Genomic DNA, 14,448 nt, shown 5'->3' on the forward strand with positions numbered 1-14,448 from the left:
GAACCCCTCCGGTGCCGCGCGCTGCCGCAATCAGCCCCGCGCTGCTCAGCGCCAGCCCCTATGGCAACGTCACCCGCACCCGCAGTCCGCAGCGCTCGCCCTGAGGGGTAAGACAGTTAGAGAGCGCCACCTGCATCTGATGCTTCTGCGCCACGCTGCGCACAATTGACAGGCCGAGACCGCTGCCCTGCGCCTGCACGTCCGGCGAACGGGTAAAGCGGTCAAACGCCCGCTCAAGAAACGATTCCGGCATACCGGAACCGTTATCGACGATATCGACCACCGTACGATCGCCTGTGCGGTGCAGCAGCACATCGACCAGGCTTCCTTCTGGCGTATGCAGCATTGCGTTGCCGATGACGTTATCAAACAGAGTGCGCAGCTCAGAGCGGCTGGCCTGCAGCCGGTAACGCGTGCTGCCGCTATAGCCGATATCGATGCCGCGCTTATCGGCAACCACCATCAGCTGCTCAATACTCTCTTTCAGCAGATCGTCGAGTTCGATCGTTTCCGCGACCGGCACCGCGGACCGATCCTCCTGACGTGACACATCCAGCAACTGCGTCACCAGATGACGGGTGCGGCTGACGCCCGCTTCCAGCTGATCAAACTGACGGCGCGCCTCGCCGGGCTGAATATGCTGGCGCAGATTCTCCAGCTGCAGCGTAACGGCGGTGACCGGCGTGCGCAGCTCATGCGCGGCATCCTCCAGAAACTGCCGCTGGGCGGACCAGGCGGCGCGCAGTTTATCCAGCAGCGCATTATAGGCGGCGACCAGCGGCAGCACTTCGTCAGGCAGGCCATCCGGCGATACCGTATGCGGGTGCAGGCTCTCCTGCGCCGCGATCTGCCGGGATGCCACCAGCAGATTGCGCGTAATGGCGCGTACGATCAGCCAGATCAGCAGCAGCGACAGCGGCATCATCAGGATCAGCGGGATCACCGCCGAGAGCACGCGTTTCACCATCAGGCTTTTCATATAGCCGATATTATGCAGCACCTGAACCGTGCCGATTTCACTGCCCGCTTCGCCGGGGCGGGTATAGACGCGCCATTCACAATCGTCACCGCAGTCGCCAAGGCGTAAATCGGACCAGCCGTGCACCGCCTGCAGCGGGGCTTTCAGCGCCGGCCACGAGCTGGCACGCAGCTGATTATGCGTATCCCACAGCTGGACGATGTAAGCGCTTTTGAGCCGGTCCTGATCGAGGATCGTCGGGATCAGCGCGGGCATGGTCTGACTGGCTGACCAGACGTCGGCCACTTTTGCGAGCTGATCGTCCTTCATTGAGCCCATCATGTCGCCGTAGCAGTGGAAAAAGTACCAGGTCACGCCACCAATCATCGCCAGATGCAGCAGCACCAGGCTCATCAGCAGCTTATTGCGCAGGGAGCGCAGAAACGTAAAATTTTTCATTGTGCCGGTACCCGCCAGCCAAGGCCGCGCACGTTGCGAATCGCTTCGTTGCCCAGTTTGCGCCGCATGCCGTGGATCAGCACATCAACGGCGTTGCTGGTGACCTCTTCGCCCCAGCCATAGATACGATTCTCCAGCTGTTCGCGTGAAAGGATCGCGCCGGGCCGCTCCAGCAGCGCATAGAGCAGTGCATATTCGCGAGCGGTAAGCTGTTCACGCTGGCCCTTATAGAGCACTTCCCGCGTCATCATATCCAGCTGCACGTCGCCGCTGCCGAGCAGCGAGTCGGCGGCACCGTGGCGGCGTCGGGTGATAGCGCGCATACGTGCCAGCACCTCCTGCAGATCAAAGGGCTTGAGCAGATAATCATCCGCGCCGCTATCCAGCCCCTGAATGCGCTGGGCAACGCTGTCCCTGGCGGTCAGCACCAGCACCGGCGTCATATCACCGCGGGCGCGGGCACGCCGCAACACGTCGATACCATCCTCACGCGGCAGGCCAAGATCGAGCAGCACGCAGGTGTAATTGCTTTCCGACCAGGCGTGCGAGGCAAACCGGCCGTCGCGCACCCAGTCCACCGACCAGCCTGCGGCTTCCAGGGCCTGCTGCAGGTTGGCACCAATCATCTCATCATCTTCTACCAGCAGCACGCGCATGGAGTCTCCTTATCAGTGTGGGGCAGTGTAACGCTGCATTCTTAGTGAAAAATTATCACCGCTGAATTTTACCGCTGCGCGCTTTGCTAATTCTGCGCTAATTCTTCGCTAATTAAGGGATAAATCTCCTGCGCTACAGTGGCTCTTCAGGAACAGTCTGTTAAGCCGGAGGGTGCGATGAATCAGCGAGAGTTTATCCGTAGTTTACTGGAGTGGATTGAAGATAACTTAGGTCACGATCTGCATCTGGATGAGGTGGCGCGTCGATCGGGCTATTCACGCTGGCATCTGCAGCGTCTGTTTCGTCAGCACACCGGTTTTTCACTGGCTGAGTATATCCGCCAGCGCCGTCTGACTGAATCGGCATTAACGCTGCTTAACAGCGACGACGCCATTTTACAGGTCGCCATGAACTACGGTTTTGATACGCAGCAGGCCTACACCCGCACCTTTAAAAATTATTTTCGCATTACGCCAGGCCAGCTGCGTCGTCAGCGTCGCGTTGAGCCGGAGCGGCTGCTGCTGCCTTTCGCCGTCGCCGTATGACCGGCCAGCAGCGGAAAGAAAATCGGGTGCAGAACGGCGCAATACCTTTTAAGCTGCGGGTCATGTTTCTCTGACAGCCGGACCCATGAACCCTGGTGATAATCTGACAGCCATGCTGCTGTTTGCGCACGTGGCGGAGCGCCAAAGTTTCAGCGAAGCCGCGCGTATTCTCGGCGTCTCCAAATCCTATGTCAGCCGTGAAATTGCCCGGCTGGAGGTGCGGCTGGGGATCAAACTGCTGCAGCGTACCACGCGTCATGTTGCGCTGACCGGCCACGGGCAGGCGTACTACCCATTCTGCCTGCGCATGCTGGACGAGCTGCATCAGGCGGATGCGTTTGTGCAGCAGCTGCACCAGCTGCCGGCCGGCAATCTTCGCCTGCAGGCACCGGTAACCTTTGGCTGCCAGTGCGTGGCGCCGGTGGTGGACGCCTTTATTCGCCGGCATATTCATCTGCATGTGGATCTGGATCTCACCACCAGCGAAGACCCTCACCCCGATGCCGATGTCGCCATTGTGGTTCGCAGCCGCGCGCCGCAGGGAGGCACCTGGCGCGAACTCAGTATCATCGACTGGGGTCTTTACGCTACGCCCGGCTACCTGGCCGCGCATCCGCTGATTGATCATCCCCGCACTCTGACGCGCCACAACCTGCTGCTGTTTCACGGGCCGGCCCATACCGCCGCTCTGCCGTTCCGGCGTGATAAGCAGCGGCTGGCGCTGGAGGTACGCAGCCGCTTTCGCGCCAACAACAGCATGGCGCTGCTGAACGCGGCGCTGGCCGGCGGCGGCATTGCCTATCTGCCCTCCTATATGACGCGCGAGGCGCTGGCGCGCGGCGATATCCAGCCGGTGCTGAGCGACTGGCAAATGGACCGCTTTCACAGTTACCTGCTGCTGAAAGAGCAGCCGCAGCCCTCCTCTCCGGTTACGCAGCTTTGCGATGCGCTGATCACCGCGCTGCAGGTATCCTGACTGTTGCTCGCTGGCAACAGTGGCAGGCTGGCAGGTAACTCTCCGACGCCCTCTGTTTTCTCTCCCTCCGCGCAGGTAGCCTGATAAAAAACAGCCGGCGGGAGAGGGTATGTCACACGCTTCATTATCATTAACAGCTGAACAGCAACACTGGAAGTGCAACCTGCTGGTCTGCACTCTGGGGTCATTTACCACTATCGTCGCCATGACGCTGCTGCTGCCGTTTCTGCCGATCTATGTTCAGCAGCTTGGGGTTGAGGAGCCGGCGGCGATCGCCCGCTGGTCGGGTGCCGCCTATGCGGCCACGTTTCTGAGCGCCGCGCTGACGGCGCCGCTGTGGGGCCGGCTGGCAGATCGCTACGGACGCAAACTGATGCTGATCCGCGCCAGCCTCGGCATGGCGATAGCCATGTCGCTGATTGGTATGGCCACCGCACCCTGGCAGCTGGTGGCGCTGCGCCTGCTGGCCGGGCTGCTGGGGGGATACGCTTCCGGATCCACGATTCTGGTCGCTGCGCAGACGCCAAAAGCCCACACCGGCTGGGCGCTGGGTATCCTCTCAGCGGGCATTATGGCGGGCAACGTCGCGGGGCCGCTGCTGGGCGGAATATTGCCGCCGCTGATTGGCATCCGTCACACCTTCTGGCTGACGGGCGCGGCGATCTTCCTCGCGTTTCTCGGCACGGCGTGTCTGCTGAAAGAGGCACCGCGGCAGCCCAAAGGCGCAGCCACGGCAGGGCAGGCCGCTGATGAGCCGCCGGCGAATCTTCGGGTGGTGCGACTGATGTGGCTCACGGCCATGCTGATGATGTTTGCCACGATGTCAGTGGAACCTATTATCACGCTCTATATTGCGCAGTTTGTGCAGGGCGAGCACGCGATAACCGTCAACGCCGGGATTGTGATGGCGGCGGCGGCGCTGGGAAGTATTCTTGCTGCGCCGCTGGCCGGGCGGCTGGCGGATCGCATCGGACACGGGCGTGTATTGCTTGCCGGGCTCGCGGCCAGCGCGCTGCTGCTGATCCCGCAGGCGTTTATCAGCCACGTATGGCAGCTTACCGGCCTGCGTTTTCTGATGGGCGTGGCGCTGGGCGGACTGCTGCCCTGCATTACCGCGCTGATACGCCACCATGTCCCGCAGCAGCAGACGGGAAAAATGCTGGGCTATGCGACCTCGGCACAGTATGCCGGGCAGGTGACCGGACCGCTCTGCGGCGGGATCGTGAGCGGAGCGTTTGGCATGCAGCCGGTGTTTCTGCTCACCGCGCTGATGATGGCGCTGTGTGCTTTACTGGTACGCGGCGTGGTGCAGGAGAGACAGAGCGCATAAAAAAGGCGGGCCACCGGCCCGCCTGATTTATTCTGCTGTTACGAAAGGTTATTTCGTATCAGGCAGCGCATAGGCAACCACGTAGTCGCCCAGTTTGGTGCCAAACGAACCGTGACCGCCAGCTGCGATGACAACGTACTGCTTGCCGTTCGCTTCATAGGTCATCGGCGTTGCCTGACCACCGGCTGGCAGACGCGCCTGCCACAGCATTTCACCGGTGTTGGTATCAAACGCACGCAGGTAGTTATCTGCCGTTGCGCCGATAAAGGCAACGTGTCCCGCCGTGGTGATTGGGCCGCCCAGCATAGGCATACCCATCTTAAACGGCAGCGGCAGAGGCGCGCTGTCGCGCACGGTACCAATGCGTTTTTTCCACACGGTTTCGTTGGTTTTCAGATCCACCGCAGAAATATAACCCCAGGCTGGCTGTTTGCACGGCAGGCCGAAAGGTGACAGGAATGGATTCAGCTCAACGCCAAACGGCACGCCATACTGTGGCTGCACGCCGGTTTCAGTACCGGAGCCGCCTTCCGCACCTTTCGGTGGCTCAGCCGGGTTGCCCGGTCCGCGTGGGATCAGCTTCGAGACAAACGGCAGCGCCATTGGGTTAGCGATGGCAATCTGACGATGTGGATCAACGGCGATACCACCCCATTCAAACATACCGAGGTTACCCGGGAAGACCAGCGTACCCTGTTCAGACGGCGGCGTGAACGGACCGTCATAGCGCAGGCGCTTGAAGATCACGCGGCACACCAGCTGGTCGAACATCGTCGCGCCCCACATATCCTTGTCAGTCAGATTCTGCTTAGGACGGTAGGTCAGCTCAGAGTAAGGCTGCGTCGGTGATACGTGGTCACCTTTCGCTGCGCCCTGCGGAACCGGGGTTTCCGGTGCCGGTACAACCAGCTTGCCGTTGCGGCGATCCAGCACAAAGATGTTACCGGTTTTCGCCGGCGCGTAGATCACCGGAACGGTGTTGCCATCTTTGTCGGTGATATCAGCCAGCGTCGGCTGAGAAGGCAGGTCCATATCCCACAGGTCGTGATGCACGGTCTGATAAGACCAGACCAGCTTACCGGTGGTGGCATTCAGCGCCAGAACGCTGTTTGCATAACGCTCCTGCTCAGGCGTACGGTTGCCGCCCCAGATATCCGGAGTAGAGACGCCCATTGGCAGATAAACGATATCCAGTTTCGGATCGTAAACCGCCGGTGCCCATGAGTTCGGTGAATTCAGGGTGTAGGTGTGCTCATCTTCCGGAATCGCGTTAGGATCTTTCGCGCCCGGATCGAATGCCCACAGCAGTTTGCCGGTGTTGACGTCAAAGCCGCGGATCACACCCGATGGCTCACGGGTAGAGTAGTTATCGGTTACGGCACCGGCGATCACGATAGTGGTATCGGTGATAATCGGTGGCGAGGTCGGTTCATACTGACCAGGGGTGGTAACCGGCTGCTTGTGCTGCAGGTCCAGCTCACCGTTGTTACCAAATGCCGGGCAGCGTTCGCCGGTTTCCGCATCCAGAGCAAACAGACGACCATCGTTGACCGGCAGATAGATGCGACGTGCGCAGAGTGCCGGCTGAGTTGCCGCGCTATCCGCTGCTGCAGGGGTTTCATGATAGGAAACGCCGCGGCAGGTGATGTGCTGGAAGGTCGGATTCTGCTTCAGAGCCGGATCAAACTTCCACTTCTGCTTACCGGTTGTGGCATCCAGCGCAAACAGGATCTGATGCGGTGAGCAGAGATAGAGCGTGTCGCGGATTTTAATCGGCGTCACTTCATCAGTGATTTCACCCGGATCGTTAGCATTTTTCAGATCGCCGGTCTGGAACTGCCAGGCAACCTGCAGCTCTTTGACGTTGCTGGCGTTGATCTGCTTCAGCGGAGAAAAGCGGGTGCCCTGCTGATCGCGCGCGTACGCCGGCCAGTCAGCATCAGCAATATTGCTGATAGGCTGAGTCTGCGGGGTGGTCGCTGCAGCGGGCAGCTCGCCATTCAGCTCCTGCGGATCGTGGAAAACGGCCCACGCCAGAACCAGTACGCTGGCAATCAGCGCCACCAGCATCGCGCCTCTGCCGGCAGGATTAAACGTGCGATAGACGAAAGGCAGGATCAGCCAGATACCGAAAATCACCAGTACATCGGTGCGCGGTGCCAGCGCCCAGAAGTCAAAGCCGACTTCCCATACGCCCCAGATCAGCGTGCCAAGCAGCAGCAGCGCATACAGCAGCAGCGCGGCGCTGCTGCGACGCCAGAGCAGAACAGCGGTGATCAGCATCATCACACCGCCAATAACGTAGTACCAGGAACCTCCAATGGTGGCTAACCAAATGCCACCAACCAGCATAAACGCGCCCGTCAGCAGTGCGAACAGCACCGTGAGCAGGCGGATTACGCCAAAAGATGAGGAAGCTTTCCCCATAATATTGACCTCTTTCTTTGCCATAGAAAAACAAAGGAAACAACGCTTCAGGCTGTTTCCCGACATAGAGTACGAAGTGAGCAGAAATGTTCACGCAGCGTTCTTCCGTGACGCCAGATGATCCCTTTGCGTTAAATTTTATCTTAAAAACGTTAACGAGTTTGCTTTTTTTAGCGGTTTTAACTCTGTCGGACCAAATCACACGACATTTTATGGCGGAATAGCGGCGTTAATTCCGATCAAATCAGGTGGCTGCGCCGCGAAGTAGCAGATTGTGTAAACGGTTACCCTAAAAAAGCGTGCCGGGTGTGCGCTGCTGCTGCCAGCCGCTTAACTGCAGGCGCTGGTAATGTTCGCTATTCAGCGTCAGCTGTGCGGTGCGTAATATAACGTCTGCTTCTCTTTCTCTCAGAGACTCAATTAAAAACGGAAAGCTGAACTTGAGGTAATTATCGTTAAAAAAATCCTCGGATAAAACCACACCGCTAAATGGAAACGCCACGATCTTTTTCCACTCTGTTCCCGGCGGCGCGAGATCGCACAGCCAGAATGAGAAGTGGTGCGCAACGGCAAGCAGGGGGGCACCACCCTGTAGCAGCCCTGCATAATCAATTGCCAGACGGACGTGGGCAGCCTGCAGCATCGGATAATTTTCCGGGGCACGTAAAAATTCCATCAGGCTATTTCCCGCCAGCGGAATAATTATTAGTTCAGGGGTATCAGGCAGCTGATTATGCAAAGCAATTATGTTATGTCCATTAAGTAATGTATCAGCGTCCTGCTCGCAATGCATAAAGGGTGCTGAATAACACACGCCGCACAGCGTGTTGTCAAAGCGATGAATACGCTCAGTAACATAAGGATTATAAGTACTGTTTTTCATGTATCTCTGCAAAAAAATTATTAACCGGAAAGATATGTTTTATTATAAATGCGTGTTATGACTGAAATTTACCGGCGGCTAATATAGATCGAAAGAGAGTGTTAAATCACCTTTTTTTACCTGTCTCTGATACAGAGATATTCCTGGCGTTAAAAGGGATAATTAAGCTGTTAATTCAGTAATCAATAAATCAATACCGGTATTCAATCAATAACAATCACTCTCCTGATATATAGAGACCAATGTTTATCTGCCAGGCAGTTAAGTTTTTGTTTCAAAAGCGCACAACCTGCCATTGCCTGCCAGAGTGATATCACGCACCCTCAGAGAGACAAAACGATAACAGAAGTCACTGCCTGGCTTCTGACCAGATTAGTGCAATGACGCTAATCAGTTAATCATTTCAGGATGGGATCGCATGACAGGTATAAAAAGCTCTGCTGCAGAAGACTCTCTGCTGCGGCATCGACCGTTTGTGGCTTTCTGGCTGGCGCGCACCTGCTCGTCATTCGGCTTTCAGATGTTTTCAGTGGCGGTCAGCTGGCAAATCTATGCCCTGACACACAGTGCGCTGGCGCTGGGTATGATCGGTTTAATGCAGTTTTTACCCTCGGTACTGCTGGCGCTGCCGGCTGGTCATCTGGCCGATCAGCACGACCGTCGTCGCATTGTTCTGGTGGGACAACTGATTGAGTGGGCAGCGCTGCTTGGGCTGGTGGCGCTGACGCTGCTGCACTGGGCAGGAAGCGTTGAGATCTGGGGACTGGTGTTTCTGATCTCAGTGGCAAAGGCGCTGGAGTGGCCGGCTATCACCTCTATGCTGCCGGCGCTGGTGCCGCCGCCGGTTCTGGCCCGTGCGATGGCTGCCAGTTCAGTAGGCGGTCAGGCGGCGGTGATCGTCGGCCCGACGCTGGGCGGCCTGCTTTATGTCGCCGGGCCTGAAGTGGTGTATGGCGTTTCCGCGCTGTTCTATCTCTTCTCTATCGTACTGATTAGCCGCCTGCGCTACGCGCGGCCGCCGCAGTCGCGCATGCCGATGAACCTGACCAATATGTTCGCTGGCGTGCGTTTTATTCGCGAGCGCAAAGATGTGCTGGGCGTGATCTCGCTTGATCTGTTTGCCGTGCTGCTGGGCGGGGCCACGGCGCTGCTGCCGATTTTTGCGCAGGATATTCTGCATACCGGGCCGTGGGGGCTGGGCATGCTGCGCGGCGCACCGTCAGTCGGAGCGCTGGTGGTGGGCGTCTGGCTCAGCCGTAATAAGCTGGAGAAGCACGTCGGTATGATTATGTTTGGCTCGGTAGCCGGTTTTGGTCTGGCGACGCTGCTGTTTGCGCTCTCCACTCAGCTCTGGCTGTCGCTGCTGGCGCTGGCTGCGCTGGGGGGATTTGATATGGTCAGTATGGTGATCCGCGGTGCGCTGGTCCAGCTCGATACGCCGGATGATATGCGTGGCCGCGTCAACGCCGTGAACGCTATTTTTATCAATACGTCCAATCAGCTGGGGGAGTTTGAATCTGGCCTGCTGGCCGCATGGCTGGGGGCGGTACCGGCGGCCGCGCTGGGCGGAATAGGTACGCTGATAGTGGTCGCCGTCTGGATGACGCTTTTCCCGCATCTGCGCAAACGGCAAAAGCTGGAGAATGAAAGCGGCGTGTAGATGAGGGTGCCCGGCGCAGCATCACGCCGCCGGGCACATCAGCAGACCGGCAGCCGGTCTGCCTGGCGTCGGCGCGTTATGCGACCCCGTTGACCAGGATAACGCGGTAGTTAGCGCCTTTCACGCGGTGCGCTTTCGCTTCCTGATAAGCCGGACTGTGATACCAGGCGCGCGCGGCGTCCATATCGGCAAATGCCAGAACGACAACGCCTTCGGCATCCCGGCCTTCCAGCACTTCCTGCTCGCCATAAAAAGCCAGCGGCGTGATCTGATGATCGCCACGCGCGTCGCCCGCTTTCTGTGAGTAGGTTGCCAGCTCATCTTTGTCCAGCGTCTCATCCTTAATCATTACCATGTAAGCGGTCATTACTTCTCTCCCCGTGCCTGACGTTTATCTTCGGTGTTGTGTTCAAAATCGCTGGCGTCATGCCGCTCCAGCAGCTGATCCTGCGGCTCAGCGCCAAAGGCGCGATTAACTTTACGTCCGCGTACTACCGCCGGACGCTCCGCGATCTCTTTCGCCCAGCGCACCACGTTGGTGTAAGCCTGCACATCCAGAAACTCTGCTGCACCATACAGGCCATTCAGCACCAGGTTGCCATACCAGGGCCAGGTCGCGATATCCGCAATGGTATAGGCGTCACCTGCGAGGAAGCGGTGATCCGCCAGCTGGCGATCCAGCACATCCAGCTGACGCTTCGCTTCCAGCGTAAAGCGGTTGATGGCGTATTCAATTTTCTCCGGTGCATAGTGGTAGAAGTGGCCAAAGCCGCCGCCAAGATAGGGTGCAGAACCCTGCAGCCAGAAGAGCCAGTTCAGGGTTTCAGTGCGGCCCGCCACATCTTCCGGAATAAAGTAGCCAAACTTCTCCGCCAGATAGAGCAGGATATTACCTGATTCAAACACCCGCTGCGGTGGCGTCATGGAGTGGTCGCTCAGCGCCGGAATTTTAGAGTTAGGGTTCACATCAACAAAACCGCTGGAGAACTGATCGCCTTCACCAATGCGGATGAGCCAGGCGTCATACTCCGCCTCTTTTACGCCCACCGCCAGCAGCTCCTCCAGCAGAATAGTGACCTTCTGACCATTTGGCGTACCGAGCGAGTAGAGCTGCAGCGGATGCTTCCCGACCGGCAGCGCCTGCTCATGCGTGGCGCCAGCGGCAGGGCGGTTCGTGCTGGCGCCGTTGCCTTTGGCTTCCGGTTCCCAGGTCCAGACTTTTGCGGGCTGATACTGATTATCTGACATCGTCATTTCACCTTATGGTCGTGAGCGTTGCGCTGCCACTGAGTGTAGCAGCGCAATTCCGCGCCGATTTAACCGCGCTGGCGGTGAGCGGGTTTGCGGGATCAGGTACAGTTCTCCTGGGTATAGAGCATAAAGTCGACTTTGCCCGGCGCGTAAGTATCAGGCTGCTCGCGCTCTTCCAGATGCCGCAGCAGCAGGGACAGAGCGAGTTCAGCGTGGCGCTGCGTGTTCTGATCGAGGGTCAGGGTCAGGATGCGCTGCTGCAGCAGCTGGCGCGTAGTTGCATAAAGTTCATGCGTCACATAAACCGTGCTGCCGCACAGCCGGTGGCGCGCCAGCGCTTCATAAATCTGGGTATTGCCCATGCCGGTGTTATAGAGTCCGGCGATCTGGCGCGATCCCGCCAGCGTTTTTTCCAGCAGCCGGCTGATGCGTTCGCGATCGTCCTGGCCAGCGAGGATCTCACGCAGTCGCAGCTGCGGAAAGCGCTCAGCCAGCACCTGCTGAAAACCTTCAATACGCTGCTGGTGCGCGAGGTAGTCAGCGCGACCGCTGATCAGCACCACATCCCCTGTACTGGCCGCCATGCTGCCGAGCATCAGGCCCGCCGTGCGTCCCGCTTTGTATTGATCGATACCGACATGGCAGAGCCGCGGCGCGTCAGGCAGATCGCTCACCAGCGTGATGACCGGCACGCCCCGCGCCTGGCAGCTGGCCAGCGCCTGATAAATCAGCGGGCTGGCGTGGGCAAAAACAATCAGCCCGTCCATTCTTTTACTGCTGGCATCGATATGGGCCGCCAGTTTCTCCGGCGCATCTTCCGGGATAAGCGTGCGATGCAGCCGGACGCGCCGGTAGCCCAGCGCATCTGCCAGGCGGGCAAACTCCTGCGCCAGCTGCTGAAAGAAGAATGAGCCGTTGCCGCTCAGGATGACCTCTATCTGCCAGCTGTGACGATGCTCCTCCGGGAGAATACGTTTTAAGCCCGCCTCCCGGGCCGCCTGCAGCACTTTTCGCGTCATCGCGGGCGAGACGCCCCCGCGATCGTTCAGGACCCGATCCACGGTTGCGACGCCAACGCCTGCGCGCTTAGCCAGTCCGGCCAGCGTGGTTGCTTTCATTCGAGTGAATTCCATCAAAAAACTGCGTTCTGACAGCCTGCCAGAACGGGATATTTTGACAAGACAGGGCATTCTGAAGTGTGAGCTAAAGGAGGAGATCCGCAGCTTTGCTGTTGATATGGCGATGATAATAGTGCCGCTGCAGAAGGGCGCGGTGATGCCTGGCGCGATGTAAGCGGTGCGTTTCCCCCTGCAGGGCCCAGGGGGAGAATACTACCCGATGCGGCAATCAGAGGTTCAGCAGTTCGCGCTCAATCAGTTCGCGCGTCTCTACCGCCTGATAGCGCATCTTCTCCGGATAGCCGAACAGCGCCGCTGAGATAATCGACTCACCGCCGACTTTGAAGCTGCGCCGGGCAAAATCCATCTCGCGCAGCGCTTCAAACAGCGCATCGAAGTTGACTTCGCCTTCTCCCACCGCGACGTGCTGATGGATGGTTGCGTCCACGCCGGGCGGATTCACAATGTAGCGGCAGTGTTTGGTGTGGTTCATGGTATCGGCGATCAGCATATGCGACAGATCGTCGCCAGCGTAGTGCAGCATGTTTTTCACATCCCCTTTGCCTTTGTCATAATAGAAGGTGTGAGGCGCACTATAGATATACTTCACGTTATCGCTGCGAAACGACTTCACGATATCCGCTGTTTCATTGTTCTCTTCGCAGAAATCCCACGGGTGCGCCTGGATTTCAATGCGGATCCCTTCCCGCTCGACAATCGGCAGCAGCTCCTCCATAGAGCGGTAGAACATCTCTTCGCAGATCTCTGGCTCATTAGGGTTGCCGGAGAGTTCGGTATTGATAACCTGCACGCCCATTTCAACCGCAATTTCAATCATACGCTTCCAGTTTTTTACCGCCGCCTGACGCCGCAGCTCGTCGGGTCCCGACCAGCGATAAACCGTGATGAAGGAAGAGATTTCGGTGCCGGTGGCGTTCAGCGCATTTTTATATTCACGCAGGATTTCGCGGCTGGCTTTGGGGTGTTTATAAAAGGGATTGATCTGCGGATGGGGTGACTGCTCAATATATTTATAGCCCCATTCCGCCACCTGATGCACCATCCGGGTAATGCCGAGATCCCGGATAACGTCCACGTCAAAAGCAATTTTCATGCTGTCGCTTCTCCTGCGCTATTCCGCTGCCAGGGTTGTTCCGGACAGGCGGAAGCTGATGCAGAAACGCCAGGCAGACGGAGAATGTGTTTATCAGCCACTATAGGAAGGGAAGTCGGCGCGTTCTACGATTTTGCTGATGTAAAACCATCATTATGGCACCGGGTACGGTGCGGAAAGGCAGCAGGACAGGTGAAATGGACAACGCAGAAAAGCAAAAACCCGGCCATAAGGCCGGGTTTTCTGAATTGTGGTGCCCGAACCCGGAATCGAACCAGGGACACGCGGATTTTCAATCCGCTGCTCTACCGACTGAGCTATTCGGGCAACGGGGCGCATTAAACCTTAATGGCCGCAGATCGTCAACGGGTTTTAGCAAAAAAGCGCACTATCCGTGACTGACTGCCTGCTTTTCAGGCATGTCAGCCCGTTTTCAGGCGAGTGCGCCGTTCTGACGACAGAGCGCAATGCTGAAGACATCTTCCGCCAGCCGCCGGGCGGTCGCCACATCCTGAACGTTGCGTTTCACCAGCAGTTTGCTCAGGCAGCCCTCGAGGATCAGCTCCATCTGATCGGCTACCATCGCGGGATTGTCCAGCGCCAGCTCAACCAGGATCTCATGGGTAAACTGCCATGAGTGGCGCTTCTGCTGCTCCGCCAGCTGGTGCACCGGCTGGTCAGGCTGCGGATAGAAGCTGCAGGCCGCAATAAACAGGCAGCCGGGAAACCGGCCTTTACTGACATACTCTGCCAGCACGTCATAGCGCGCCATCAGCTTTTGCGCCGGAGTGAGCCGCTCATCCAGCTGTACCTGACGCCGCCAGCTATCGATCTGCTGACCGTGATAGCGCAGTGCATCATAGAGCAGCGCATCGCAGTCGGGCCAGTAGCGGGTCAGCTGTTCAGTGCTGAGTCCGGTTTCACCTGCCAGCTGCGGCAGCGACAGGGTAGCCGCCAGGCCGTGTTGTTCGAGCACATTCAGCGCATGCTCCAGAATTTGTTCGCGTTGCACATGACTCTCCTCTGGAATATCGGCCCGCTCGTCGATGAGCGGGTAGTGGCTGAACCAG

Annotated in this window: 14 protein-coding genes and 1 tRNA gene; 5 read left to right on the forward strand and 10 right to left on the reverse strand. The window is 58.2% G+C overall.

From position 1 onward, the window contains the following. Nucleotides 1–58: 58 nt before the first annotated feature. Nucleotides 59–1,417 carry a sensor histidine kinase gene (locus HA43_RS00005; protein ID WP_071669147.1) on the reverse strand — a complete coding sequence of 453 codons (1,359 nt, stop codon included), beginning with the start codon at nt 1,415–1,417 and terminating at the stop codon, nt 59–61. Then, nucleotides 1,414–2,073 carry a response regulator gene (locus HA43_RS00010; protein ID WP_039382093.1) on the reverse strand — a complete coding sequence of 220 codons (660 nt, stop codon included), beginning with the start codon at nt 2,071–2,073 and terminating at the stop codon, nt 1,414–1,416. Before HA43_RS00010 ends, HA43_RS00005 begins: the two co-directional genes overlap by 4 nt. A 177-nt stretch (nt 2,074–2,250) precedes the next feature. On the opposite strand from HA43_RS00010, the gene HA43_RS00015 reads away from it, so the two are divergent. The 3 genes from HA43_RS00015 (at nt 2,251) to HA43_RS00025 (ending at nt 4,925) form a co-directional block, all read left to right on the forward strand. Then, complete coding sequence (locus tag HA43_RS00015) at nt 2,251–2,619, forward strand: helix-turn-helix domain-containing protein (protein WP_039382095.1); 369 nt, start codon at nt 2,251–2,253, stop codon at nt 2,617–2,619. Between the two features lie 85 nt (nt 2,620–2,704). After that, nucleotides 2,705–3,595, forward strand: coding sequence for a LysR family transcriptional regulator (locus HA43_RS00020; RefSeq protein WP_094110661.1), 891 nt, complete (start codon nt 2,705–2,707; stop codon nt 3,593–3,595). A 109-nt stretch (nt 3,596–3,704) separates the two neighbouring features. Beyond that, a complete protein-coding gene (locus tag HA43_RS00025) occupies nt 3,705–4,925 on the forward strand; it encodes an MFS transporter (RefSeq protein WP_094110662.1) in 1,221 nt (406 codons plus the stop codon). A 48-nt stretch (nt 4,926–4,973) separates the two neighbouring features. On the opposite strand, the gene HA43_RS00030 is transcribed toward HA43_RS00025, so the two are convergent. Together HA43_RS00030 and HA43_RS00035 are read right to left on the reverse strand one after the other, a co-directional pair. Next, nucleotides 4,974–7,352, reverse strand: a complete 2,379-nt coding sequence (locus HA43_RS00030; protein ID WP_071669153.1) for a glucose/quinate/shikimate family membrane-bound PQQ-dependent dehydrogenase — start codon at nt 7,350–7,352, stop codon at nt 4,974–4,976. 289 nt (nt 7,353–7,641) lie between these two features. Further along, entirely contained in the window at nt 7,642–8,028 is a 387-nt protein-coding gene (locus tag HA43_RS00035) for a hypothetical protein (RefSeq protein WP_233496264.1), read from the reverse strand. Between the two features lie 625 nt (nt 8,029–8,653). Here HA43_RS00035 and HA43_RS00040 point away from each other — a divergent pair. Next, complete coding sequence (locus HA43_RS00040; protein ID WP_039382105.1) at nt 8,654–9,895, forward strand: MFS transporter; 1,242 nt, start codon at nt 8,654–8,656, stop codon at nt 9,893–9,895. A 76-nt stretch (nt 9,896–9,971) separates the two neighbouring features. On the opposite strand, the gene HA43_RS00045 is transcribed toward HA43_RS00040, so the two are convergent. From HA43_RS00045 to HA43_RS00055, 3 genes are all read right to left on the reverse strand, one after another. Beyond that, nucleotides 9,972–10,262 carry a DUF1330 domain-containing protein gene (locus tag HA43_RS00045; RefSeq protein WP_039382107.1) on the reverse strand — a complete coding sequence of 97 codons (291 nt, stop codon included), beginning with the start codon at nt 10,260–10,262 and terminating at the stop codon, nt 9,972–9,974. Then, nucleotides 10,262–11,143, reverse strand: coding sequence for a glutathione-dependent disulfide-bond oxidoreductase (yghU, locus tag HA43_RS00050; protein ID WP_094110663.1), 882 nt, complete (start codon nt 11,141–11,143; stop codon nt 10,262–10,264). The genes HA43_RS00045 and yghU overlap by 1 nt, the downstream gene beginning before the upstream one ends. Before the next feature lie 101 nt (nt 11,144–11,244). Then, a complete protein-coding gene (locus HA43_RS00055) occupies nt 11,245–12,264 on the reverse strand; it encodes a LacI family DNA-binding transcriptional regulator (protein WP_094110664.1) in 1,020 nt (339 codons plus the stop codon). Between HA43_RS00055 and HA43_RS00060 the strand changes: the two genes are divergently transcribed. Continuing rightward, nucleotides 12,251–12,439 carry a hypothetical protein gene (locus tag HA43_RS00060; RefSeq protein ID WP_039382115.1) on the forward strand — a complete coding sequence of 63 codons (189 nt, stop codon included), beginning with the start codon at nt 12,251–12,253 and terminating at the stop codon, nt 12,437–12,439. The two genes, HA43_RS00055 and HA43_RS00060, sit on opposite strands and share 14 nt — an antisense overlap. A 54-nt stretch (nt 12,440–12,493) precedes the next feature. On the opposite strand, the gene HA43_RS00065 is transcribed toward HA43_RS00060, so the two are convergent. From HA43_RS00065 to dicD, 3 genes are all read right to left on the reverse strand, one after another. Further along, nucleotides 12,494–13,378 carry a sugar phosphate isomerase/epimerase family protein gene (locus HA43_RS00065; protein WP_039382117.1) on the reverse strand — a complete coding sequence of 295 codons (885 nt, stop codon included), beginning with the start codon at nt 13,376–13,378 and terminating at the stop codon, nt 12,494–12,496. Between the two features lie 251 nt (nt 13,379–13,629). Further along, nucleotides 13,630–13,705, reverse strand: a tRNA-Phe gene (locus tag HA43_RS00070). Between the two features lie 106 nt (nt 13,706–13,811). Beyond that, the gene (dicD, locus tag HA43_RS00075; protein ID WP_094110665.1) at nt 13,812–14,390 is read right to left on the reverse strand and encodes a division control transcriptional repressor DicD; all 579 of its coding nucleotides are present in this window, start codon (nt 14,388–14,390) and stop codon (nt 13,812–13,814) included. Nucleotides 14,391–14,448 lie beyond the last annotated feature (58 nt).

Source organism: Pantoea eucrina (genome assembly GCF_002095385.1).
GTDB lineage: Bacteria > Pseudomonadota > Gammaproteobacteria > Enterobacterales > Enterobacteriaceae > Pantoea > Pantoea eucrina.